Genomic DNA, 25,531 nt, shown 5'->3' on the forward strand with positions numbered 1-25,531 from the left:
ACATGTCCATCATGTTGAGGAACTTCGTTTACTTTTTGTTTCGTGGTCTCCTCCTCCTTTTTCTAGATTTTTGATTTGGTTTTGATACAAATAACTTCTCACCATAATTTTTCTGGATTCTATCAATATTTGCTGATCTGAATAGACTAATAGAAATATAAGGTTTTTTAGTAGGCCCAAAAACATAACTTACTTTACCTATCTTATTTTTATTACTGTCAAAAACAAGACCCCCTGGAGTGGGAGTTTTATCAGATTTGGCAATTAACTTTCCAGAGTTTGAAATATGCAAACTGTTTCCTAAAATTTTCATATTAATTCATCTAAAATAAACCGTTTTTGTACCAACAATATATAGTTGTACAACAATCATATATAAAAGTATCGGAATATTTATATATAAAAATCTGTTTTATTTAAATAATTTACTGTTTAATTTTTGTAATCTCAGATAAAGATTTCCCTTCTTTTAACATATTTATTATAGTTTCCTCTTTTAACTTAACAGCTAATGTTTGAACCATAACTTCATTAAATAACCTTTGAGGAATTATAACGACCCCTGTTTCATCTCCAAAGAAGAAATCTCCTGGATAAATAACCATATCTTCAATATTTAATTTAATATTAACTTCTCCAAGACCTAATGGAGTTCCTGCATTTGAAACAAATGAACATGCAAAAATAGGATAGTCTCCATGTTTTAAAGCATCTAAATCTCTAACAGATCCATAAACTGCTGTTGCAACAATACCATTTTCACGAGCATTAGTTGAAGCCAATTCTCCCCAGATAGCATTATCATTGTCACTACTTTCAATAAATAATATATCACCGTTAGATCCTTCATCAATAGCTAATGTTGAAGTTCCCCAATCATCAGAATTAGTATATGCAGTTACAATTCTCCCATAAGCCTTTTTATCATTAATTGGTTTTAAATTAGATAAAACACCACTTCTTCTAAAAGCATTATTAAAAGCATCGGAAATTTGACAAGAAGAAACATTTTCTAATAGATTCTTTAAATTAATAAACTCAGTATAATTAGATTTATCCTTTTTTAAGATAACATCATCTACAGTAACACCATCTAAGTTTATATTTTTAATTTCTATATGTTTATTAGAATCTTTTTTATTTAGTTTAGCTTTATCAAGTATCATTATTTATCCCCTATTTTAAAACCACTATTATTATATTTTAGATATGTTTTTTATTATAGTTAAAACTAGTTTTTTCATGTGAAAAAACTGAACCATTTAAAAATAAAAATTCAAATATACACGTTTATATATAAGTTTATTCAAAAATAAATAATGTAGAATTAAAGATACTTATATTTACTTTAATAGAGTTTAAATTATTAATTATTCTTATTTAATTATCATTCATAAAAAAATAAAGGAGCTAAGAAGTAAAAACAAGAAAATAAATAATATGAATTTGATTTAGAGATTTTAAATAAATATATAAGATTTAGATAAAATTAACTGAAATAAATTGAAATAACCATCTTAGCAATGAAATTTTTATGAATAAAATAACTCTTTTTAGTCTATATTAGTATTTATTATATTAATTATCGTATAATTTATGCAATTATTATTTTATTATTGCCTAAAAATAACAATAAAGTGATTTTTAGAAAAATAAATTATCCCGAAAACAATTAAGCTCAGGAGGCTTAAAAAATGGGAAAAGGAGAAGAATTAACAACTACAAAATATTTAATTCATGCACAAATTAATGCTAATGGTATAGTAGAAAAACCTGATGTTGTCGGTGCTGTATTTGGACAAACTGAAGGTTTATTAAGTAATGATTTAGATTTAAGAGAACTTCAAAGAACTGGAAGAATTGGTAGAATTCAAGTTATGATTCACTCCAACAGCGGAAGAGCAAAAGGAGAAATCGTAATTCCATCTAGTTTAGATAGAGTAGAAACTGCCATTCTTGCAGCATCTTTAGAAACAATTAACCGTGTAGGACCTTGTGAAGCTGAAATTCATACGATTAAGGTTGAAGATGTAAGAGCTGTAAAAAGAGAACAAGTTGTAAATCGTGCAAAAGAAATCTACAAAAGCATGATTGAAAGCGTTGGACCAGCTAGTATGAAAATGATTGAAGAAGTAAGAGAGGCTATGAGAATTCATGAAATCTCTGAATATGGTGAAGACAGATTACCTGCAGGTCCTAGCATCCACACATCTGATGCAATTATTGTAGTAGAAGGACGTTCAGATGTTTTAAACTTATTAAAATATGGTATTAAAAATACTGTAGCAGTAGAAGGAGTTAGTGTACCTCACTCTATTGGAGAATTAAGTAAAAAAAGAACCACCACTGCATTTGTTGATGGAGATCGTGGCGGAGAATTAATCTTAAAAGAGCTTCTTCAAATAGGTGATGTTGACTACATTACCCGTGCACCAAAAGGAAAAGAAGTTGAAGATTTAGAAAAAGATGAAGTCTTAATAGCTTTAAGAGATAAAGTTCCAACTGAACAGTTCTTAGCTACCCATAACATTCTTCAAAACAGAGGAAAAAAATCCAATAAACAACATCATCACCATCACAGACATGATGAAGTTGAAAAACCTATTATAGAAGAAGAAATTGAAGTTCCTATTGAAGATGATGAAACTACTTTAATGAAAGATATGCTTAAAGAAATTGAAGGTGAAGGTACTGGAGCTATTTTAGATGAAGCTCTAAATGTGACAAAAGAAGTTAAAGTAGAAGAAATCTATGAAGAACTTAAAAATATAGATGAACCTGCAAAAACTGTTATCTTTGATGGAGTTATAAGTCAAAGATTAGTTGATGTATGTTCTCTCAAAGGTATTGAAAACCTTGTTGCTTTCAAATCAATGAATATTGTTAAAAAGCCAGATAATGTAAAAATAATAACAATGGATTAATCATATCCATTAACCTTCTTTTTTTATTTTAAATTAGCATTATTGGTGTTACTGATGGATAATTACCTAAGAACAAGACCCAATACATCAAACCAAGAATATAATTTAAAAAAACATATAACCAATGAACATGGTGAAAAAGTTCCTATTTTAGACATCTATGATTTTGATGAAATGATTGAAGATTATCTAGTGGAATTAGAAATCAGGAACTACTCTCAAAATACATTAAAAACATACACTTCAGTCATACGTACTTTTTATGAATATTTACAAAAAGAAAAAAATCTATATACTGAAAGAGAATTTCTTAGATCTTTTAAACGCTATATTCAACATTTAAAAAGAGATAAACAGGTAAGTCAAAATTACATTTATCTAGTGACTGTTGTAATTAAAAAATTCTTAGAATTTAATCAGATTTACTTTTTAGAGGAAGTTGGAACTCCTAAAAGAACAAAATCTCTTCCAAAATCATTAAACGAAAAAGAAGTTCATGATTTAATAGAATCTATTCAATGGGAAGAAGAAGATAATGAAAATAGAAAACTTACAAAACTAAGAGATAAGTTAATATTAACTGTTTTATATTCCTCTGGATTGAGGATTTCAGAACTCACAAAATTAGCTATTAAAGATATTGATTTTGATGAAAGAACAATGTTAATTAGAGGAAAAGGGGACAAAGATAGAATTGCACTATTTGATAATAATGCAAAAGATATGATGATGAAATATTTAGAAAAAAGACCTCAAACAAGCGAATATTTAATAGTTAACAGAAAAGGAGAACCTTTAACTCCACGTTATATCCAGAATATGATTAAAAAATATGGGAATGAAGCAGGAATAAAGAAAAAAGTAACTCCTCATGTATTGCGCCATTCCTATGCAACTCATTTACTAAAACATGGTGTGGATATTAGAGTTATCCAACAATTATTAGGCCATGCAAGCCTATCAACCACACAGATTTATACCAGCGTAGATATGGAAACTGTTAAAAAAGTTTACGACCAAGCTAGAATGTAAAGAAACACAATCAAATCTGACAAATATCAAATAAAATTTATAAAAAAATTAAAAAACTGAATGTATAAAAAACTATTTTTAATTAATTAAAGATACATTCATTACATTTATTTAAAAGTAAAAATATAAATAGCTTGAATTATAAAATGAAGTAAATATTTTAGATTTTTATTAAAAAAAAAGATTAACTAATAAAATAATTACAATTTATTATATTTTTTAAATTATTTTATATGAAAATAATAAATTATAAACCATAAAAATAAACATAAGATATAAACAATTAACCAATATTAATACTATAACGTGAAAACATGAAAAGATTATCAATACTTGCAGGTAAACTAGGATATAACCTAGCAAGATTAAAAGGAGAAAATGGAACTGCATTACCTGGAAAGATTGCATTATCCATTGACAAAAATATTTTGGAGAAATTAGGAAAGAACTGTGAGAAAATTGTTTTTATCACAGGAACAAATGGAAAAACAACAACCAATAACATATCCAATCAAATTTTTGATGAACCTTACCCAGTTATTTCTAATTTAACTGGATCCAATATGATACAAGGAGTAGCTACTCCATTAATATTAAATTCAAGGAAAAACTTCCAATATGGTATTTTTGAAGTTGATGAAGGTTCTGTTCCAGAAGTATCTGAAAATTTAACACCAGATTACTTAATCATTACAAACTTCTTCAGAGATCAGCTTGACAGATATGGTGAAGTTGAAAATACCATCATGTTAGTTCATGATTCAATAACTGACCCTGAAACAAAGCTTATTTTAAATGCTGATGACCCTTCAAGCATGTATTTCAATGACTTGCCTAATGAAAAGATTTATTACAGTCAGAATAAAACAAAAATCTCTCAAGACAGCATAAATGTTGAAGAATCAGTTTTCTGTCCAAAATGTGGAAAACGTTTAAACTATGAATACATCAATTATGGAAATATCGGTAAATTTTACTGTGAAAACTGTGATGTAAAAAGCCCTGAAGCTAGATATGTAATTTCTGATATTGAAGTTGACAATGAGGGTTATGACTTTGTAGTTAATGGTGAAAAAATCAGATTGAACATTTTAGGTCTTTACAATCTTTACAATGCATTATCTTCAATTGCTCTTGCTCGTGAGGAAGGAATTGACTGGAATATCATTAAAAATGAAATTGGGAAAATGGAATATAAAAGAGGAAGAATGGAAAACTTCCAGTATGGTGAAAAAGATGTTGTATTGGGATTATCCAAAAATCCTATTGGACTAACAGAAGTTTTCCATACAATCAGTTACAATGACAAAAGTAAAGAAGTTATGTTCATATTAAATGATTATGCTCCAGATGGAAGAGATATTTCCTGGATATGGGATGCTGACTTTAATGAAGTTCTTAATATTCCAAATTTAAATAAATTTTATTGCGTTGGAACTAGAGCAGAAGAAGTGGCTTTAAGACTAAAATATGAAGGTTTTCCAGAAGAAAAATTAGTGATATCTCATTCAGAAGATGAAACAGATATTGAAAAACCAATTGATGATATTTTAAGTGAAGAAAGTCCGCAAAAATATATAATTGGAACATTTACAGCTATGCCAGAAGCTAGAAAAATATTAGTAAGTAAAACAGGGGGCAAATAGCTATGGAACTTCATATTATTGATATGTACTCCGATATTCTTAATGTATATGGAGATATTGGAAATTTACAAACATTGAAACAGAGATGTGAATGGAGAGACATAAACACCAATATTACAAGATTTACAAAAGATAAAGATATTAATCTTGATGTTGAAAATACAGACATTATCTTAATTGGTGGAGGATCTGATTACGGTCAAAGTATTGTTTCACAGCATCTCTTAAATCAAAGAAATGAACTTCAAGAGTTTATTGATGATAATGGAGTAATATTAACTATTTGTGGAAGCTATCAAATGTTTGGAAACCTCTATTTAGATGCCAATAAAAATAAAATTCCTTGTCTTGAATTATTAGATATTGAAACAATCAGTGAAAAAGACAGATTTATTAGCAATATTGTCCTTGAAAACAACCTTGGCTTAAACCCTGAAACAATCGTAGGATTTGAAAACCATGGTGGACGTACCTATCATGACTATGACACCTTAGGAGAGGTAAAAGTAGGTTTTGGAAACAACAATGAAGATGGAAAAGAAGGATTAGTTTATAAAAATTTTATTGGAACCTACCTACATGGCCCATTATTACCTAAAAATCCCCATATTACTGATAAACTTATTTCTGAAGCTCTAAAAAGAAAATATGACATAGACACTCTCAAACCACTTGATGATACCATTGAACTTAATGCTCATAAAAAAATAGTTAATCGCCTACTTGAAAATAAATAAATAGCCTTTAATTAACAATAAAAGTAAATATTTTATAATATTAACAACAAATAAATTAAAGCTATTATAATTATGGAGGAGGCAAATATGAACATTAATTTTAATGATTATTATATAGCAAGAAAAAATGTATTTGAAAGAATACAAAATACAAATACTGCTACTAAAATTTTAATGTCATTATTAATGGCTTGTTTTACAGGAATAATGGCTCAGATAATAATTCCACTTCCTTGGACTCCAGTACCAGTAACTGCTCAAACTTTCGCGGTTTTAACAGCAGGATTAGTACTTGGTAAAAAATACGGAGTTTTAAGCCAATTATTATATATCATTCTTGGTGTTGCATTTATCCCATGGTTTGGTGGTATGACTGGAGGTCTTGAAGCTCTTTTAGGATCTACTGGTGGATATCTAATTGGATTCTTAATTGCATCATACTTTATTGGATATATAAGTGAAAAATATGCAGATGCACGTAATTTTAGAAAAATGAGTGTAGTTATTGGAATAGCTAACTTTGCATTAATTTACATTCCAGGATTAGCTGGATTAGCTATTTGGTCTTATGTAACTCAAGGTGCATTATTAGGAATTCCTGAATTATTAATAATGGGATTTGTTCCATTTATTATAGGAGATATAGTAAAAGTATTAGGCGCTTCTGCTGTATCTAAAGTATTTTTACCAAAAGAATAATTATTATTCTTTATTTTACTTTTTTTGATTAATATGAAACTTAAATTAAGAGGTCATCATTTACTATGCTTACAGGGTTTTCAAGGATATGGCTATGATGAAGACTTTGTTGAAAATATGTGTGAAATTAATAGACTAAGAAAATTGGAAGATACTTACATTAAAGTTGTAAACTCTCCAGATGACATATGTAAAGCATGTCCAAACTTAGTTGATAACAAATGCATTGATGATAAAAACAATGACAAAATAATAGCTATGGATAATGTTGTTTTATCAAAAATAGACTCAGATAAAACTTATAATTCAGTGGATCTATTTAATGAAATTTCACAAATTTTTAATACATTGGAATCTGTGGAAGAATCCTGCCTAAATTGTTCCTGGTGGGAGCAATGTCTTTTTGTTAAAAAATTAGAAAATAATCGATAAATATAAATATAAGATAATAAAGATATATAGAATGTTGTACTGCAAAAGTGACAACACATCAGATAGTCCCGTAGGGTAGTGGCAATCCTTCTAGGCTTTGGACCCGGAGACGGCGGTTCGACTCCGCTCGGGACTACTTTTATTACTATTTTTAATTTATTATTTCTATTAACATCCTTTTGTAGCTGATTTTATGGATAAATTATTACTTATAGGGATAAATACTCGTAGCATGGTAAATTCAGCTCTAAAACTTAATTACGAAGTTTTTTCAACAAGCTATTTTTCAACATCTGATTTTCCAACAATTAAAAATTCAAAATCTATTTTACATGAAACTGAAAATGAGTCAACTGGAGAATTTGATAAAGAGTACAATCCATTAAAACTGTTAGAGGAATCTGAAGAATATCTGGATATTGTAGACTATATAATTCCAATTTCAGGTGTTTTAGCTAGTGATTTTACAGGAAAATATCAGAAGTACCAAAAAAAGATTTTAGGAAATTTAGATATTGAAAAAGTTGAAAACAAATACAAGTTTTACAAAGAAATAAAAGAGGAATTTTTAACTCCTGAAACTTTTTATGTGAAAGATATAGATGAAGCTATTAAAATTCAAAAAAGTTCACAAGATAAACAATATATTATAAAACCCAACATAGGATCTGGAGGGTATGATACAAATCTTTTAGATAATGAATTGAATTTTGAAGAAAACAGTAGTGATTGTGATTGGATAGTTCAAGAATATGTTGATGGTGTAACTTTAAGCTCATCCGTTTTAGGAATAAAAAATAAAGCAAAAAATATAATCAACAGCAGATTATTAACCTCAAGAGACTTTGGAGAAAATAACTTCAAGTATGTGGGAAACATATTGCCTTTAGATGAAAAATCAATCTTAACAAAAATTAATAAACCAATTAATGAATTATTAAATGAAATGAAAGAAATCTCTGAAGAGTTAATAAGAAAGTTCAGATTAATTGGATCCAATGGTATTGATTTTATCTTAAATGATAAAGGATTATATGTAATTGAAGTAAATCCAAGGCTACAAGGAACCTATGAATGCTGCCAGCAGGCACTTGGAATAAATATGCTTGAAGCACATATCAAAGCATGCCAAAATGAATTAATAGAAATAGGAAAAGCAGAATATTATAGCTATAAAAAAATAATTTATGCTCCAACAGCTATTAAATATAAAAAACTAGAATTAAACAATATCTACGATACTCCATATGTTGGAACCATAACAGAAAAAGAAGAACCTCTTTTAACAATAATAGAAAAAGATAAAGATTTTGATAAATTAAATGAAAAAATTAAAAAGACTAATGAAATAATTGATAAACTCAATTAAAATACGCCAAGTAAGTGTATAATAAACAAAATAAAACCAATTGTTATCATAAAGGTTACAACAATCATAGCTTTTGTAATCCAAACAAATAATCTTGCTTTATTATCAGGATCTTTCATAAATTCATCTATAGGATTACGACGCATTTTTAAACTCCCTAATTTTATATTAAATAAATAATAATTGATTACAGTAAATAGTTAATCTCATTCTAGTAAAAGAAAAATAATATTCCAGTAACTAAAAAAATAACACTATTTTTAAATAAAACATTCTAATTTTAAGTTAATTAAAAAAATAAAAATTAAAAATCTTTCATTATAGAAAAGATTTTCAATAGAGATACTTCAAAGAGAATTAAAATGAAAATGAAAGTTGAGAAAAAGAAGAGAGATTAGTTACTGTCAACTTCAGCAACTTCATTTTCAGCTTCTTTATTTTTCTCAATAGTAGATCTAATCATTTTCAATCTTACAAAGTTTTCTCTTTCCATTTCTTGAAGTCTCATATCAATGTATTTTTCAGTGTTTTCAAATCTTGGAATCATAATATGCTCTAAAGCATTTACTCTACGTTTAGTAGACTCAATTTCCTCAGCTAGTAAGAAAATAGTTTTTTCTACTTCACCAAGTTCAATTAAGAATTTTACTGATTCTTCGAATTTTTTTGCAGCTTCATCTAATTGTATTGTGGTATCTGTGAAACCGTAACCTCTGTCAATAATAGTTCTTTCTTCTACTTTAACATCAGTAATAGGTACAGTTACACCCATAATACTTCTTGAAGTAATATCTACATCAATAGATTCTTTAACTGCTAAAGATGCTTTCCTTACAGCTAAGTCACCCATAGCAATTTGAGCTTCGACTAAAGCTTCGTTTGCTTCTCTTAAGCTCCTTTCTGCATTTTCACGAATACCTTTAACACGATCTAAGATATCAAAAAACTCTTTAATTAAAGCATCTCTTTTTTCTTTAAGTAAACCATGTCCTTTAATTGCAAGTTTAGTTCTATCTTTAAGATTGAGTAATTCCATCCTTGTTGGATTTACTCCATCTAATATGTCTTGTGCCATTTAATCACCTTCATTACATGTAATGAAATTACACTTAAAGATATTCTTCAATAAATTCATCTTTAACACGTTTAAGTTCAGTCTTAGGTAAGATTTTAAGTAAGTCCCAACCAATAGTTAAAGTCTCAAAAATGGATCTATTTTCATCTTTACTTTGAGTAATGAATTGGTTTTCAAATGCTTCAGCAAATTCTAAGAATTTTTGGTCCCTTTCGGTAAGAGCTTCTTCCCCTACTACAGCAACTAAATCTCTTAATTCACGACCTTCAGCATATGCTGAGTAAAGTTGGTCAGATACACCACTGTGGTCTTCACGAGTTTTACCTTCACCAATACCACCACTCATTAAACGAGATAATGATGGAAGTACATCTACAGGTGGGTAGATACCTTTCCTGTGGATATCTTTACTTAATACAATTTGTCCTTCAGTAATATATCCGGTTAAGTCAGGAATTGGGTGAGTAATATCGTCTTGAGGCATAACTAAGATAGGCATTTGAGTAATTGAACCTTCTTTACCTTCAATACGTCCTGCACGTTCATAAATACCTGCAAGGTCAGTATACATGTATCCAGGGTAACCTCTTCTACCAGGTACTTCGTCCCTAGCTGCGGAAATTTCCCTTAATGCTTCACAGTAGTTAGTCATATCAGTTAAGATAACTAATACTTGCATACCTAAGGTGAATGCAAAGTATTCAGCAGTAGTTAAAGCCATTTTAGGAGTTAAAATCCTTTCAATAGCTGGGTCATCTGCTAAGTTCATGAATACAGTTACTTTTTCAAGAGCTCCAGTTCTTTCGAAATCTCTCATAAAGAAGTTTGCTTCTTCGTGAGTAATACCCATAGCAGCAAAGATTACTGCAAATTCAGAGTCATCACCAAGCACTTTAGCTTGTCTAGCAATTTGAGCAGCTAAATCGTTGTGAGGTAAACCAGATCCTGAGAAAATAGGAAGTTTTTGTCCCCTTACTAAAGTGTTCATTCCGTCAATGGTAGAGATACCAGTTTGAATAAATTCTTCAGGGAATTCACGAGAAGCTGGGTTCATTGGACTTCCGTTAATATCTAATTCTTCATCTGCAATGATTTCAGGTCCACCGTCAATAGGTTTACCAATACCATTAAACATACGTCCCATCATGTCTCTAGATACACCGATTTTAGCAGTTTCACCGGTAAATCTAGCTTTGGTGTTTTTAGTGTTTAAGTCACTGGTTCCTTCGAATACTTGAATAACTGCAATATCTTTGGTTACTTCAAGAACTTGTCCACTTCTTTTTTCACCATCAGGAGTTTCGATATCTACAATTTCATTGTACCCAACACCTTCTACACCTTCAACAACCATTAAAGGACCTGAGACTTCAGAAACTGTAGTATATTCTTTAGTTTTAATATTTGTGTTCATTTTTAAGCCTCACTGCATTGTTTAATAATATCTGCTTGGATGGATTCAACTTTAGCGTCAAATTCATCTTGTGGTACAAATTTCATTTTACCAATTTCTTCTTTAACAGGTAAAGAAGTTAAGTTTTGAATTGGAGTTCCTTTTGCAATAGCTGCTTGAGCTTCTTTTTGGAATAAAAGAATGGTTTTTAACATTTTATATTGTTTCAATGGTGCACAATAAGTATCAATGTCATCAAATGCATTTTGTTGTAAGAAATCTTCTCTTAACATACGAGTAGTTTCTAAAGTAGCTTGATCAGTTTCTGGTAATGCATCTGGACCAACTAATTGTACAATTTCTTGAAGTTCTGATTCTTTTTGTAATAAAACCATTGCTTCATCACGAACAGCTCTCCAATCTTCTGCAATGTTTTCATGCCACCAGCCTTCAATACTATCAATGTATAATGAATAACTTTGTAACCAATCAATTGAAGGGAAGTGACGTTTATCTGCAAGTGATGCATCTAATGCCCAGAACACTTTACAAATACGTAAGGTGTTTTGAGTAACTGGTTCAGATAAGTCCCCACCAGGAGGTGATACAGCACCGACTACAGTAATTGAAGCAACTTTAGGGTCAGTTCCAATAGTGTCTACTCTTCCAGCTCTTTCGTAGAATTGAGCTAATCTAGATGCTAAGTAAGCAGGATAACCTTCTTCCCCTGGCATCTCTTCGAGCCTACCGGAAATCTCCCTCATAGCTTCAGCCCATCTGGAAGTTGAATCTGCCATAAGTGCTACATCGTAACCTTGGTCACGGTAGAACTCTGCAATAGTAATTCCAGTGTATACACATGCTTCACGAGCAGCTACTGGCATGTTGGAAGTGTTTGCAATAAGAACAGTCCTATCCATTAAAGGATTACCAGTTTTTGGGTCTTCAAGGTATGGGAATTCAGTAAGTACTTCAGTCATTTCGTTACCACGTTCACCACATCCAATGTAGATAACAATATCTGCATCTGCCCATTTAGCTAATTGTTGTTGGGTAACAGTTTTACCGGATCCGAAAGGACCAGGAATAGCTGCTGCTCCTCCTTTAGCTACTGAGAAGAAAGTATCTTGTGCTCTTTGACCAGTGACTAATGGTACATCTAGGTCTAATTTTTGAGCATAAGGACGTGCTTTCCTTACAGGCCATTTTTGGAGCATTTGAACTTTTTCATCTCCTTTTTCAGTTTCGATTTCAGCAATATCTTCAACGATAGTATATTCGCCTTCAGAAACTAAACTTTTTAAAGTACCTTCCATGGTAGGTGGTACTAAGATTTTTTGTACTACAGAAGAGGTTTCTTGTACTTCACCAAGAACGTCTCCACCTTTAACAACTTGACCAACTTTTGCTACTGGTTTGAAAGCCCATTTTTTCTCTTTATCTACAGAAGGTGCATCTACACCTCTTGCAATGAAGTCACCAGATTGTGCTCTGATTAACTCTAAAGGTCTTTGAATACCATCGAAAATGGATCCCATTACACCAGGACCAAGTTCTACGGATAATGGACCACCAGTACTTTCAACTATCTCACCTGGTTGAATACCAGCTGTTTCTTCATAAACTTGAATGGTTGCAGTGTCACCTTCGAGCTCAATAATTTCTCCAATGAGCTGGTCGTCACCTACTTTAACCATTTCGTGCATCTGGGTTCCTCTCATACCATCTGCGATAATAACAGGCCCAGCAATTTTAATAATTTTTCCTTCAATAATCATTTAACCATCTCTACCCCAATAACTCTTTTAATAAGATCTGCCATTTGATCAGATGATCCTTCAGAGGACCCGTCTTTATCAGGTATTTCAATTATCATTGGCAATACATTAGAACCTATTTTTCTATTAATATGTTCTCTAATTTCATTAGCTAATACTTGAGTAATTATAATAATAGAAACTTCTTCATCTAAAAGTTTGTCAAAAGCAATAGTAGTTTCTTCAGCTGATTTAACAACTTCAGTTCTTTTGACTCCACCAAGTCTAAAACCGGTAACGGTATCAATATCTCCAATAACAGCTACTGAACTCATATTAACATCTCCATGATTTTAGAAGTAGGGAATCCCATTTCTCTTTTTGCTCTTGCAATAATTTTTAAATTTTTAATTTCAGTTTCTTTTTGACTTAAATATCCAATAATTGGACCTACACCTAATGGTTTTTTGTTAGCTAAGGTTTTAGCATGTTCTGCTAAGTAAATATCTAAAGTTCTTTCGAAAATAGCTACAGAGCCATCATCATTGTATTGTGAAAGTGCATCCACTAAAACTTCAGCATATTTAGTACCTTCTAAACCAGATATTACACCTGCAACATCATTAGATTCCATTAAGTCTTTGAGTTTCCAATCACGTAATTGATATCCTTTTTCTAAGATATAAGGACTAATTGCTTCGTAATTTAATCCATCTTCTTTAGCCCTAATAATTAATTTTAAATTAGCTACATCTACTTTAGTTCCAACATAGGAATAGATGATTTGTCTATTTTCATCAGCTGGAACATCTGAAGAGCCTAACAAACGATCTAAATAGTAGTTATCTAATGCTGCTTCAAATGGAAGAATCATACCAGTATCTTCATATTTTGGAAGAGCATCTTCTAAAGCAGAAGCATATTCTGTGGTGTCTAAACCTGCAACAATATCAGTGATGTTGTCTGAATCAGCTAAAGAATTAATTGTTTCATATAAAGATCCATAAGGGATTAATAAATCTCTAGTTTCATCAACACCTAAACCCATATCCTTAGCAATAATAAGACTTTTAATGTTGTTAATATCAGTTTTTTTAGCCATTACAACAAAAGAGTCTTTTACTTCTTTAGGAGCGAGTCTTGCAACGAAGTCGTAGGTTTCTGCACCTTTAACATCTAAAGCTTTATCTAATGGATAATCTTCTAAAGCATCTGCATAGTCAGGGGAACCTTTAAGATAGTTTTCAACTTCAACAATATCATTGGAGTCAACAAGTTCTCCAATTTGTTTTTCATCGAAAAGTCTTCCCTTTCTTGCTCTTACTCTAGCACTAGGATTAAGATAAGGATAAATGTCCAATATTGGTCTTGATGTAATGATTACAACAATCGCACCTACAATAATAACTGCCATAATACAAAGAACAATAACGGCTTCAGTAGGAAGTCCAATTGAACTTATAAGTGCAGCAATTTCATCAGCCATAATTTATCCTCCCTATTAGTTAAATAACACATTAGCAACTTCACTACGTAATACTTTTTTGAATCTATCTAATCTAGCTTCAATGGTATTATTAATTTCAATATCTCCACTTTGAGTTTTGAGTATAGCTCCACCTATGGTGTTAATAGAATCACCCATAGCTAATGTGGTACTTATACCAGTTGCACTAGCAATATCTGCAGCTACTGAACTTATTTTACCTTGAACTTTAGCAATATCTTCTTCTTTCATTTGTACGATAAGGTCTCCACCGCCCATTTCACATGCAGCTTCTTTTATCATACCAAGTAAAGAGTCAACATATTGTTTGTCATCAGAGGAAGCTTTTTCAGTTAATTCTTCAGTTGCTTTTTCGAAAGCAAGATCAATAACTTCTTCTTTAGCTTCTAATTCTGCCCTACGAGCATTCATCTTAGCTTCGGAAATAATTTGCTGATATCTCATATCAGATTGTTTTTTACCATTATCTAAAATTTTATTTTTTTCAGATTCTGCATCTTTTGTAGCTTTATCATTAATTTGATTTACTTCTACTTGTGCATCTTGAATGATACTATCAGCTTTCTCCTGGGCTTCAGACATAATGCTTGATATAATTTTATCAGTGCCTGAGCTCATAGAATGCCTCCTAAGCTAATATTCCACCGAATACCATAAGTAAGATAGCAATCAAGAAACCGTAAATAGCCTGAGTCTCTGGTAATGCAGAGAAAATAATACCTCTAGCAAACATATCTTTGTCTTCTACAATTGCACCTACAGATGAAGAAGCTACGATACCTTGTCCCATACCGGAACCTAAACCAGCGAAACCGATGGATGCACCTACACCAATAGCTACAACACCAGCGGTTGTGGAAAGACCTTCGCCTCCACCTAATAAACCAGAGAATACTAATAATAAGATCGCAATCAAGAAACCGTAAATAGCCTGAGTTTCTGTTAATGCGGAGAAAATAATACCTCTAGCAAACATGTCATTATCTTCAGCAACAGCTCCTACTGCACCAGCTGCTGCCATACCTTGACCTAAACCAGAACCTAATCCAGCGAAACCAATTGCTACTCCAGCACCAATAGCTGCTAAAGCAGTACCTAAAGCAATTTCTACCATATTTAATTCACCTTTTTTGAATAAATGTTAATTTTAATTAATTTGATTTAAATATCTGAAAAATTTTTAATGTTTAATTTTTGTGAAAATTCTACTTGCTTTGAAAGCTTCGAATTTTTTAGATCCACCCATAAAGAATTGTCCAAAGAACTCAACATAATGTAAACGTAAAGAGTTAATAAATGAACCTAATACGTTGAACATCATATTTACAATATGACCGAATATGAATACAATTACTGCTAAGACAATACCAATAAATGGAATCATGTCATAACATAATTCTGCTAAGATGTTTACAGTCATAGCAATACCACCAGTAGCTAAACATAATGCTAAAAGACGTGCATATGATAAAATGTTACCTAAGTAACCAAATACGTCCATAACACCATAGAAACCATTAGCATAAATGAGCATTCCGAGACATGCTATAATTAAAACTGCACCAATAACCATTCCGATCATACCAACAGATGGCATTAAGAATCCTAAAGCTAATAAAACAATACCAGCTTCAAGTACAAACCAACAAAGTTGAGATCCAATAGCATCTTTTACATTTCCATATCTGATGTTGTCAATTGCACCAATAAGGAAACCAATGTTTTCGTATATAACACCAATAGCAAGAGCTAATATTAAAATGTTTTCAGGGTGAACGAAGGATTCGATAAGTGGAACAACAGTTGGTAAACGGTAATCTATAAATCTTTCTGTAAAGTCTCCAATGAAACCATTGGTAGCAAGACCCAGAATAATTGTCCATATACCACAGGCTACAAGAATATAACCCATTGAATGCATAGTTTTACTGGTTTTACCTAATCCTCTAATTAAAACAATACCTACAAGTGATACAATAATTCCATAAAATGCATCAGTTAAACAGTAACCGAAGAAGAATGGGAACATTATTGCTACTAAAATAGTAGGGTCAATCTCATGATATCTAACTGGAGCATACATACCTACGAGGAATTCGTATGGTTTTGCATAACCAGGGTTAGTTTGTAAAATAGGTACATCTTCATCGTCGTAATCATCTTCAACATCGATTACTTCAATTACATAATGTCCTTCTGAGGCTTTTTCCATTACTTGTTCTACTTTTTCAACATCTTTTACAGGCACCCAAGCCTCAAGAATATAAGTGTCATCAGTTTGAACAAAAGTGGAGAAAATCTCATTTTTCTCTTTTTCGTTTTCTAATTGCTCTTTGAGAATAAGAATCTCATCATCCCATTGTTCTGCAACTACTCTTAAATCAGATTTAACTGTAGCACGTTCAGATTCAATGGATTGTAATCTAGAATCAGCCTTAGAGATAATTTCATGAGGTTTACCTTCTACATTACCTATTTCAAATTTCTCAAAGTTGAAGTCACGAAGTGTGTTTTGAACATCTTCTGTAAATTCTTTTAATGTAATAACAACGATAATTGCAGTTGCCTTTTCTTCAGGGACCACAAATACGTCTAATTCGTCAGTCAAATTACCTAATTTATTTTTGATTTCTGAAGCAGATTCAGCATCAATCCTTCCTACTGTAACAGAAGTGTATTTTGAATCTTTTAAAAGCGCTAAATCCATGTCAAAATTATTTAAATTATTAGCTAAACTTTTATTAGATTTGAGTTCACTAACTTCTGAGTCCAATGCAGCAAGTTTACCTTCAATAACACTAGTTTTAGCTTCCACTTTATTTAAGGTCTCTTCAGCTTTTTCAAGGAAAGCTTCAGTTTCCAAATCTTCTACTTCTCTTGGAGTTGGAATATCTGGACTTATGAAAGACATTAACTTGTCTTTTAACCCATGGCCTTCTGATAAAGAATTTCCGAATAAATCAGATATTCCATTAGCTTTCATTAAGAGAGAAGAGATTTTACCTGTGAGTGGAGTAGCTTTTGAAGGTGTAACCATTTCTGCTAATTCAGGATCTTGCTGAATGCTTTCAGTCATGTCACTAATTTGTATTAATCCTTGTTCGTGGAAAGCACGGACTGTAGGAGCGACATACTTATCAAGTGTCATGATTTTAATCTTACGCATTCTAGCTGTCTTGAACATATAAACTCACACTATAAAATATTTTTGACAATAATTGAAGCAGCATCATCTACATTTGCCATTGCCTTATTTTTTAATGTAGCAACATTAGTTTCAGCATCAGCAACAATAGATTTTGCATCATTTTTCGCTTTTTCTTCTGCATCAAAAACAGTCTTTTTAGCTTCTTCTGTAGCTGCATCTTTAGCTTCTTTAATAGTTTCTTCAGCTTTTACTTTTGATTCAGAGATCATCTCTTTAGATTGAAGCTCAGAATCAAGAACAAGTTGATCAGCATCAGTTTCAGCTTTTTTTATCATTGCGATAGCTTCTGATATCTCTGCCATAATTAATCACCATGGTAAAGATATTTTTAACTAGCTTAATATATATCTTTTACTATTTAATTTATCTAAGCTTTAAAAATAAGAATATAGTTACAAAAATTTATTAAAAAAATAAAGGGATAAAAAGAATTGTTGAAATTTAAATAAAAGCTATCTGTAAAAGAATTTAAGTAATGATTTAGGCAATTTCATCAAATATGCTAAAATAGCTATTATAAGAATAATAAGACCTACAATACCAAGTCCAATGTTATATGGATAAGATAAAAGCATATATCCAGAAACACCAATAATTATCCCTTCAAAGAACAAAACAGCTTTCGCCCATTGAGGTTTAGCTAAAATTATAAGATAAGCCACAGCTATTAAAACTAAAATTATTAAGGTAGCTATAGTGTCCAATGTTATTGTTTCGCCTTCAATAAATGGTGAAACACCTATATAGATTAATAGAATAGCTAATATTACTCCTAAAACTTGTATATTTCTAACAGTTATCATAAAAAATAACACCTAACTTTAATATTATTTATCATAGTATATAATAATATATATAATAAATTAATTACGTGATTGCAGTGGATAGAGCAGTTTGGACAATACATAATAAAAATTTTCAGATAATCCTTGATGGAGAAATAAAAGAAAGTAAAGTCAACGATAAAAAATTCAGTCCTGGCGGAGATATTTGGACTGGTGAAATTCCAATGCTTAGATTTAAGGAAGAATCTTACCAGGAAGAGTATAATTCATTTAATTCAGATTTGATGATGTTATTCAGTGATCCATTATTTGATAAAATCTTTATTGATGCAAAAATTGGTGAAGAATCAGAATATGGTTCAAATATATTGAAAACACCCTTAATTATAAGAAAAATAGAAGAGTATACAGTAGATGAAATTATAGAACAGCATTAGCTTTTTCTAAAACTTCTTCAATTGTATTGTACTCTAAATTATTTCCTTCAGCATCTTTCTTTTCTGTGGTTATTAAAACATTTGGAGAGTTCCATAATAAGCTATATGTAAAATAAACCACATTAACAAGGATTAGTGGATAAAAAAAGAACAAAGCAAAGAATAAACATCCCAACTGGATTACAGTATTCCCATATCTTTTTTTCCTCATTAAAATAAATTTATTATCACTTTGAAGTACTTTGAACTTATTTTCTTGAAGGTCTGATGCAATTGATTCCATATTTTTAGAATCAACTGCCTTTAAAATAAATAATTTTTTCATTTAAATCGCTTAAATGTAGGTTACAAACTCATCAATAGCTTTTCTTGGAGTATCCCTAGGTTCTGCATTTCCATAACCTAAAGGAGTGAATAATACTGGAACTTCATTTTCGTCTTCAATAGCTAATAATTCTCTAGCTTTATCTTCTTTAAAAGCACCAATATAACAAGTTCCAAGACCAACATCAGTAGCTGCTAAAATAATATGGTCCATAACAATAGTTGCATCAATTTCATAGATATTGTGACCATCCCAAGGTCTTACCCATGCTTCATCTTTTTTAGCGGTTACACATAAAACTAAAGGAGCTTCAACAAACCATTCAGCACCATAAACTTCACTTAATTGATCTTTGTTCTTTTTTGTGTCAATTACATATACATTAAATGGTTGATTATTGACACCTGTTGGAGCTATTGTAGCGGCTTCTAAAACATAATCCAATTTTTCCTTTTCAACTTCTTTATCTAAATATCCTCTAACACTATATCTTTTATTAATAACATCACTAAATTCCATAAATATTACCTTCCAACACCTTCATATATGATATCTTCAATATCACAGAATCTTCTAAATTCATCTTCTTCCATATTTTCTTCATTAATATGAGCAATCAAACCAGGAATTCTACCAATAATAAAAACACCCAAACCTAATGCAGGTGTAAAACCTAAATCAGATAATAAAGCAGCATTAGCACCATCAATATTTAACCTGATATTTTTTCTATCATGCACCAAATCCTCAATAGCTAATGCAAGTTTTGTATGGTTTCCAATCATTCCTTCCTCAATAGCCAGTTCAATAACCTTTTGAGCCCTTGGATCCACAGTATGATACCTATGCCCAAATCCGGGAATTTTTTCACCTTTACTTGTATAATCAGTGAAAATATCAATAGCTAAACTGGCAATCTGAGTATTGTCTAAATCTGCATCTCCAGTTAAGTTAAGAGAATCAATACTTGACTGATATAATTCCATTGTTTTTTCAATAGCTCCTGCATGTTTATGACCAAATGAAAGTAATGCACCTGCAACAGCAGCATTTAAAGGAGATCCAGATGAAGAAATCAGTCTGGCAGTCTGAGTACTTGGCGGAGTTGCCCCATGATCACAAAAAGAAACTAAAATGTGATTAAATAGCTTTCCTTCAGCTAATGTAGGTAATTTGCCTTTAAGAAGTAAATAAACCATATCACTATATCTAATTTTTTCAATTAAATCTCTCTGGTTATATCCTCTTGTTACAATTTTATTAGGTTCAACCTTTGAAATAGCTGTTTTTAAGGAATGTTCATTAACTTTAAAACTATTTTCTTTCATATTACGAATCCTTAATTTATATTATAATATTACTTACTATTGATTATTATATAAAATTAATTATAATGAAACTGTTGCAACTCTTGGCTCAACAAAACATGCTGGCCTAATAGATACAATACGAACACCACTGGCTCTTTGGTTTCCAATATTAATAAAAGAACCTAAAACAGTTGTTTTTCCTCCAAGACCTAAAGGTCCGATGTTTAGCTTATTTAATTCACCAGAAACATAATTTTCAATTTCAGACTGATTATCTAAGTTTCCATATGCAACAGATTTAAGAAGTAAAGATGATGCTTCATAGTGTGTTCTACCTATACCAATTGATGGAATTGAAGGTGTGCATCCCAATTTTTCCAAAGATTCAGAAAGCCATTGAATTGCAGTATCTAAAACATTAATGTAAGATCTTTTATGAAAAACCCTGTAAGTTTTACCACGGATTTCAGGTCCTCCCCCTTCTAAAATGAAATGGAGATTTAAAGTATCTGGATTTATTTCCCTTTGATAAGTGGATAAGTCCTTGCCAGTATCAATAATAAATGGTGCAGGAGCCATTTTTCCAGCATCATCAAAAAGCCCTGCACTTTGAGATACCCTTTCATTGTCACTTCCCTTAACAGCCATAGGCCTTGCAGGAAGATTTCTAAGACCTTCAGCTATTCCCTCATAAATATTGCTTATTAGCTGACCAGATAGCTCTCTTTCAGAGCCCATTTCAACAATTACATGAGGAATTCCAGTATCATCACATAAAGGAAGTTTCTTTTCACTGGCTACTTCATAGTTTTCATAAATCTGTTTTAAAACCCATTTTGAGTTTTTATCTTCTTCATTTCCAATAGCTTTCTTAAGAGCTCTTTTTCTATCCTCTGGAAAAGAAGTGCTGGCTTTTATAATAGAATTAGAAATTTCATTAATAATATCCATAATAATCAGTAATCTGGTATTGCTAAGTCTTTAGATGCTTTTGGTGAAGGTATTGCATCTGGATAATATCTTTCAATCATTTTATTTACTAATGCGACTTGTTTTATACGTGCAATAGCTTCTTTTTCTGTAGTATCCCAATTATGAGTTCCAGCTACTGAACCACCAGTCTTAAGATACACTGGTGCTGCAACCTTTATTATTTCAGGAACTTCATAGTGACGGATAAAACCACCAGTTGATTTTGGATTTTCAGTATGCAGATCAATTGGAATATCAATAGCTTTCCTAATAGCTGCAATCATAGGAATCTGTAAATCTCTTACTGGATTTAAAGAGTCCAAACCATTTTCTTCCAATAATTTGGCAGAAGCCGGATTTCCATGCCCAGTATGTGCAGACATCTTAAAATGAACATCTTTTGGTATTAATGATTTCTCCCTCATCTTATTTAAAGCCCATAAAAGACCCTCATCATAAAGTAAAATTCCACGAACACCAAGGTTAACTGCTCTTTTTACATCCTCTATTGCATAAACAAGGTTGTCAATACCTCTTAACCTATATCCTATTCTGCTTCCTTCTTTGGTATGGACAGTTGCGCTTGTATCATAGGTTGCTCTTGGACCTACAGATAAAAATAGTTCAACTTCATATCTCCTGGCCAACTCCACCATTTCTTTAATATCATTATCCTCTAAAAGCATTATCCCTTTAGTTTGAGTAACTCTATGTAGAGTTATATCTCTTTTTATAGCTTCTAGAAGTAACGCTTTCATTACTTTAGGAGATTGGATTCCTGGAACTTCTAAACGATACTGACCACCATCATTAAATCTTTTATTAGATGCAAATGATTCAGAGGTCTTAGTTATCCCAATTTTTTCTAAAAATTTATAGGTATCCTCCATTATAATCCTCCATTTAGAGTTTCTATAACCTTTATCATAGACTGTTCTTTTTCAAGGTTATCAATTATAACTAAATTATTTACATCAAAATCAGGATTTAATACTCTGAATTTTTCAAGAAGTTCTTTTAGCTCAAAAGGATTTTCATAATCTCCTTTAGGAATAAGAGTTATATTCTGAAATATTCCATTTCTAAAGGATTTATCTAATTTAATAACAATATTAGATGGCCTTTTATCAGGGTATAAATTGTTTAATTTTTCATCTAAAACTAATACAACACGACTAGCTAAACTTTTAATGTGTTTAACAATAGTTACTTCAGAATGTGCATCTAATAAACCATATTTAATTAGCTCATCAATTTTATCAACAGTAACTTCACCACAAACTAAAGAAATAGCTACTGCATAGGGTAAACTTTGTTTTAGCTGTTCTATGTTTTTAGGAGAATAATTGTTATGTTCGGTAGCTGTTTTATAAGTTTTAACAGTTATGCTTTCAATATGTAAATATTCATCCCCAATTGTTGAACGTAGCTTCAAGGTTGTATCAATAGCTGAATGTAAGTGGCGGCAAAATGGATATTTTTTAAAGTAAATATCTCTAAATTTAATCTCTTTAAGCTCTTTTAGGGATTTTTCAAGATTATGATTATTTTTGGTTAATGAATTATTTGTATAAACCATTGTGTTTAAAAATCCTTCATTACCTTCAATAATTGATTCACTTCCAATAAAATCATTTTTAGCTAAGAATGCTGAAAGTATACCATTATATACTGCTTTTCCAGCATGCAAAACTTTACCCATACTTCCACTATGGTCAGATTCTAGAAGTCCTGCAGCTTGAGTTCCGCATAATCCTAAAACATTTATAATCTGGTCAGTATCAAGTTTCAATAATTTAGATGCAACAGCTCCTGCAACAAATGTACCTATAGTTCCAGTTGAATGAAAACCTCTATCCCTATGCTGAGGATTTGCAATTTGACCTAACATGATCCCAATTTCATAACCAATAATCACAGCTTCTAGAAACTCTTCACCAGACAAATCATAAGCTTCTGCAATTGCAATAGCTGTTGGAAAAACAATTGCTCCCAAATGCATTTGAGCAGTTCTATGGCCATCATCTAGCTCCAAACTATGTGCTGAAATACCATTAATAAGACCCGCAGTTAATACATCAGTTTTATTGTCAGATTTTCCAATAATTGATGCTTCTAAATCAAAATTAAGATTTCCCTGAAATATTTCACCCATAGTCATTAAAGCATATTGTGATGGTTTTTCTTTAAATCCTCTAAGAGTAACACCTATAAAATCTAAAAAAGCAGCCTTAGCAACAATTAATGTTTCATCTGATGCCTGACCATACTGATAAGCCGAAATAAACTTAGAAATATTATTTAAAAACATTACATCCCTTCAATTGATAGATTATTAAATAATATATATTTTTTTATATTTAAATAAAAGTTTTAAAGTAAGTAATTTTATTTTTTGACAATTTCTTTTAGTACTTCTATTATTTCTTCATTTTGACGAATCAATAATTCATTTTGCATTAAAAGAAGATTAAACTTAGTCATAATCATGTTGTAGGTAGTATCAACAGACTGAAGCTTATTATACTTATCTAAATCCTCATAAATACTTTCCAATAACTCCTCTTTAGAACAATCCTTATTAAAAGTTACTTCACTTTCATTATTTGAAAAAATACCCATAATATCACCTAACATTATTTAATTAAAAATCCATACGACATAATGGTTTAGCAAGATGTCTTCTTGCAGATACTGGAGTTTCATAGAATTTATTAACTTCAAGAGCACGTGGTATCTCAACAGGAACTTTTTCACTGGATTTTATTTTACGGCCACATTTTTTACATTTAAAACCTTTATTTTTACCTGCCGAAGTCATTCTTTTACCGCATTCACAAATAGGATTTTCATATTTAATATTATTTAAATCAAGAACCTGAAATTTCTCAATGTTAAATGTATTTTGCTCTCCAATACCACCATATAATTTTAATACATCACCTGGCCTTAAATTGGAAACAGTTTTTCTAAAGTTTTTAGTAGGCTCATAAGCACCACATTCAATCTCACCAGATTCATCATAAACATAAAAGAACATATGTCCACCATCAATGATTTTAGGTGTGTTTTTAACTGTTCCAACTACTTCATAGCACCCATACTGTTTCATTGAAGCAATACTCTCTGTTTTTTGAATGTGCATATCAGTATGCTGATTAGTTTTATAAATACAATAGCTATGCATAGGTTCCAGTACTTTGACCATTTCCTTTGCCCTTTTAAGTGAATCTAAGCTATTGGATCTGATTCCATATAAAACAGGACATGGTGTTTTAGGCTCAATGGCAATGTAGCCTTCATTATAATCAATATTTTCAAAAGTGTCTGGAAATGTTTCCTTATCCATTTCATAAACTGAATCATAATCAATATTTCTTGGTGTTCCATAGTTTTCAGCCATTCTATAGGCTAAAAGTTCATAGGTAAAATCTTCAAGTGGAAGAGCAATAGCTGCAAGTGATCCAATAATTCCCCTTCCCTTTTTGAACTTGTGTACTTCAGCCCCAATACTTTCTGCAAAACTTTCTGCTTCATCTATAGTTATAAAAGAGTAAATTGCCCTAAATGAATAATCAACCATTTCATGAGTTATTTCACCATCATAGAAAATAACTCCAGGGTTAGTATTATCACAGTCAAACATAGCTAGTCTTTCCACTTCATCAAGAATAATCTTTTTAGCTAAATCTGTTTTTTCATCCAAGGGGATTTTAAAACTGACAGCACCATTTCCTCTTGTTTTATGTCTTGCAAAGGGATTAAGTCTTATTAAACGAGGAAGATCAATTAATTCAATGCCATTATCTTTTAATTTGCTGATAATTTCACTAGCTAGAAAAGTAGTGCACATACCATCTGGAGAATCAGTATCATCTATACCTACATAAAGAATATTAATTATAATCACCTTTTTATTGATA

General features: G+C 30.9%; 29 protein-coding genes and 1 tRNA gene. 9 read left to right on the forward strand and 21 right to left on the reverse strand.

The window, feature by feature from the left end:
• Positions 1-28 precede the first annotated feature (28 nt).
• A complete protein-coding gene (locus tag MBBWO_RS01905; protein WP_116669197.1) occupies positions 29-313 on the reverse strand; it encodes a Gar1/Naf1 family protein in 285 nt (94 codons plus the stop codon).
• A gap of 112 nt (positions 314-425) precedes the next feature.
• The gene (locus MBBWO_RS01910; protein ID WP_116669198.1) at positions 426-1,166 is read right to left on the reverse strand and encodes an RraA family protein; all 741 of its coding nucleotides are present in this window, start codon (positions 1,164-1,166) and stop codon (positions 426-428) included.
• A 528-nt stretch (positions 1,167-1,694) separates the two neighbouring features.
• Between MBBWO_RS01910 and dnaG the strand changes: the two genes are divergently transcribed.
• The 8 genes from dnaG to MBBWO_RS01950 all read left to right on the forward strand — a co-directional run bounded on the left by dnaG (position 1,695) and on the right by MBBWO_RS01950 (position 8,839).
• Complete coding sequence (gene dnaG / locus MBBWO_RS01915; RefSeq protein WP_116669199.1) at positions 1,695-2,924, forward strand: DNA primase DnaG; 1,230 nt, start codon at positions 1,695-1,697, stop codon at positions 2,922-2,924.
• 54 nt (positions 2,925-2,978) lie between these two features.
• Positions 2,979-3,956, forward strand: coding sequence for a site-specific tyrosine recombinase/integron integrase (gene xerA, locus MBBWO_RS01920; RefSeq protein WP_116669200.1), 978 nt, complete (start codon positions 2,979-2,981; stop codon positions 3,954-3,956).
• Positions 3,957-4,270: 314 nt separating this feature from the next.
• Positions 4,271-5,602 carry a Mur ligase family protein gene (locus MBBWO_RS01925; RefSeq protein WP_116669201.1) on the forward strand — a complete coding sequence of 444 codons (1,332 nt, stop codon included), beginning with the start codon at positions 4,271-4,273 and terminating at the stop codon, positions 5,600-5,602.
• On the forward strand, positions 5,599-6,339 hold the full coding sequence (locus tag MBBWO_RS01930) for a type 1 glutamine amidotransferase (protein ID WP_207771572.1): 741 nt from the start codon (positions 5,599-5,601) through the stop codon (positions 6,337-6,339). Before MBBWO_RS01925 ends, MBBWO_RS01930 begins: the two co-directional genes overlap by 4 nt.
• Before the next feature lie 93 nt (positions 6,340-6,432).
• Positions 6,433-7,038: a biotin transporter BioY gene (locus MBBWO_RS01935; protein ID WP_116669294.1), complete on the forward strand. Its 606-nt coding sequence runs from the start codon at positions 6,433-6,435 to the stop codon at positions 7,036-7,038.
• A 33-nt stretch (positions 7,039-7,071) separates the two neighbouring features.
• Complete coding sequence (locus MBBWO_RS01940; protein ID WP_116669203.1) at positions 7,072-7,470, forward strand: DUF1284 domain-containing protein; 399 nt, start codon at positions 7,072-7,074, stop codon at positions 7,468-7,470.
• Positions 7,471-7,534: 64 nt separating this feature from the next.
• Positions 7,535-7,606 (forward strand) — tRNA-Gln (locus MBBWO_RS01945).
• A gap of 57 nt (positions 7,607-7,663) precedes the next feature.
• Positions 7,664-8,839: an ATP-grasp domain-containing protein gene (locus tag MBBWO_RS01950; protein ID WP_116669204.1), complete on the forward strand. Its 1,176-nt coding sequence runs from the start codon at positions 7,664-7,666 to the stop codon at positions 8,837-8,839.
• Here MBBWO_RS01950 and MBBWO_RS08095 read toward each other — a convergent pair.
• The 11 genes from MBBWO_RS08095 to MBBWO_RS02000 form a co-directional block, all read right to left on the reverse strand.
• On the reverse strand, positions 8,836-8,985 hold the full coding sequence (locus MBBWO_RS08095; RefSeq protein ID WP_165807913.1) for a hypothetical protein: 150 nt from the start codon (positions 8,983-8,985) through the stop codon (positions 8,836-8,838). The two genes, MBBWO_RS01950 and MBBWO_RS08095, sit on opposite strands and share 4 nt — an antisense overlap.
• A gap of 248 nt (positions 8,986-9,233) precedes the next feature.
• Positions 9,234-9,914 carry a V-type ATP synthase subunit D gene (locus MBBWO_RS01955; RefSeq protein WP_116669205.1) on the reverse strand — a complete coding sequence of 227 codons (681 nt, stop codon included), beginning with the start codon at positions 9,912-9,914 and terminating at the stop codon, positions 9,234-9,236.
• Between the two features lie 34 nt (positions 9,915-9,948).
• A complete protein-coding gene (locus tag MBBWO_RS01960) occupies positions 9,949-11,328 on the reverse strand; it encodes a V-type ATP synthase subunit B (protein ID WP_116669206.1) in 1,380 nt (459 codons plus the stop codon).
• 2 nt (positions 11,329-11,330) lie between these two features.
• The gene (locus tag MBBWO_RS01965; RefSeq protein WP_116669207.1) at positions 11,331-13,085 is read right to left on the reverse strand and encodes an ATP synthase subunit A; all 1,755 of its coding nucleotides are present in this window, start codon (positions 13,083-13,085) and stop codon (positions 11,331-11,333) included.
• Complete coding sequence (locus tag MBBWO_RS01970) at positions 13,082-13,399, reverse strand: V-type ATP synthase subunit F (protein WP_116669208.1); 318 nt, start codon at positions 13,397-13,399, stop codon at positions 13,082-13,084. Before MBBWO_RS01970 ends, MBBWO_RS01965 begins: the two co-directional genes overlap by 4 nt.
• The gene (locus MBBWO_RS01975) at positions 13,396-14,550 is read right to left on the reverse strand and encodes a V-type ATP synthase subunit C (protein ID WP_116669209.1); all 1,155 of its coding nucleotides are present in this window, start codon (positions 14,548-14,550) and stop codon (positions 13,396-13,398) included. Before MBBWO_RS01975 ends, MBBWO_RS01970 begins: the two co-directional genes overlap by 4 nt.
• Positions 14,551-14,565: 15 nt before the next feature.
• The gene (locus MBBWO_RS01980; protein WP_116669210.1) at positions 14,566-15,189 is read right to left on the reverse strand and encodes a V-type proton ATPase subunit E; all 624 of its coding nucleotides are present in this window, start codon (positions 15,187-15,189) and stop codon (positions 14,566-14,568) included.
• 10 nt (positions 15,190-15,199) lie between these two features.
• Positions 15,200-15,685 (reverse strand): V-type ATP synthase subunit K, encoded by a 486-nt coding sequence (locus tag MBBWO_RS01985; protein ID WP_116669211.1) that lies wholly within the window; start codon positions 15,683-15,685, stop codon positions 15,200-15,202.
• 66 nt (positions 15,686-15,751) lie between these two features.
• On the reverse strand, positions 15,752-17,755 hold the full coding sequence (locus MBBWO_RS01990; RefSeq protein ID WP_116669212.1) for a V-type ATP synthase subunit I: 2,004 nt from the start codon (positions 17,753-17,755) through the stop codon (positions 15,752-15,754).
• An 11-nt stretch (positions 17,756-17,766) separates the two neighbouring features.
• A complete protein-coding gene (locus MBBWO_RS01995) occupies positions 17,767-18,081 on the reverse strand; it encodes a V-type ATP synthase subunit H (protein WP_116669213.1) in 315 nt (104 codons plus the stop codon).
• 150 nt (positions 18,082-18,231) lie between these two features.
• Positions 18,232-18,582 carry a hypothetical protein gene (locus MBBWO_RS02000; RefSeq protein WP_116669214.1) on the reverse strand — a complete coding sequence of 117 codons (351 nt, stop codon included), beginning with the start codon at positions 18,580-18,582 and terminating at the stop codon, positions 18,232-18,234.
• 77 nt (positions 18,583-18,659) lie between these two features.
• Between MBBWO_RS02000 and MBBWO_RS02005 the strand changes: the two genes are divergently transcribed.
• Positions 18,660-19,001: a hypothetical protein gene (locus MBBWO_RS02005; RefSeq protein ID WP_116669215.1), complete on the forward strand. Its 342-nt coding sequence runs from the start codon at positions 18,660-18,662 to the stop codon at positions 18,999-19,001.
• Here MBBWO_RS02005 and MBBWO_RS02010 read toward each other — a convergent pair.
• The 8 genes from MBBWO_RS02010 to MBBWO_RS02045 form a co-directional block, all read right to left on the reverse strand.
• Entirely contained in the window at positions 18,985-19,326 is a 342-nt protein-coding gene (locus MBBWO_RS02010; RefSeq protein ID WP_116669216.1) for a hypothetical protein, read from the reverse strand. The two genes, MBBWO_RS02005 and MBBWO_RS02010, sit on opposite strands and share 17 nt — an antisense overlap.
• A 9-nt stretch (positions 19,327-19,335) precedes the next feature.
• A complete protein-coding gene (locus MBBWO_RS02015) occupies positions 19,336-19,845 on the reverse strand; it encodes a nitroreductase family protein (protein ID WP_116669217.1) in 510 nt (169 codons plus the stop codon).
• A gap of 5 nt (positions 19,846-19,850) precedes the next feature.
• Positions 19,851-20,654 (reverse strand): citryl-CoA lyase, encoded by an 804-nt coding sequence (locus MBBWO_RS02020; RefSeq protein ID WP_116669218.1) that lies wholly within the window; start codon positions 20,652-20,654, stop codon positions 19,851-19,853.
• A 60-nt stretch (positions 20,655-20,714) separates the two neighbouring features.
• Positions 20,715-21,587, reverse strand: a complete 873-nt coding sequence (locus MBBWO_RS02025; RefSeq protein WP_116669219.1) for a fumarate hydratase — start codon at positions 21,585-21,587, stop codon at positions 20,715-20,717.
• Positions 21,588-21,592: 5 nt separating this feature from the next.
• Entirely contained in the window at positions 21,593-22,498 is a 906-nt protein-coding gene (locus MBBWO_RS02030; RefSeq protein WP_116669220.1) for a peptidase, read from the reverse strand.
• Positions 22,498-23,919, reverse strand: coding sequence for an MmgE/PrpD family protein (locus tag MBBWO_RS02035; RefSeq protein ID WP_116669221.1), 1,422 nt, complete (start codon positions 23,917-23,919; stop codon positions 22,498-22,500). The genes MBBWO_RS02030 and MBBWO_RS02035 overlap by 1 nt, the downstream gene beginning before the upstream one ends.
• A 77-nt stretch (positions 23,920-23,996) precedes the next feature.
• A complete protein-coding gene (locus tag MBBWO_RS02040; RefSeq protein WP_116669222.1) occupies positions 23,997-24,230 on the reverse strand; it encodes a hypothetical protein in 234 nt (77 codons plus the stop codon).
• 22 nt (positions 24,231-24,252) lie between these two features.
• Positions 24,253-25,518 carry a tRNA(Ile)(2)-agmatinylcytidine synthase gene (locus MBBWO_RS02045; RefSeq protein WP_116669223.1) on the reverse strand — a complete coding sequence of 422 codons (1,266 nt, stop codon included), beginning with the start codon at positions 25,516-25,518 and terminating at the stop codon, positions 24,253-24,255.
• Positions 25,519-25,531: the final 13 nt, after the last annotated feature.

The organism is Methanobrevibacter woesei (genome assembly GCF_003111605.1).
Classification (GTDB): domain Archaea; phylum Methanobacteriota; class Methanobacteria; order Methanobacteriales; family Methanobacteriaceae; genus Methanocatella; species Methanocatella woesei.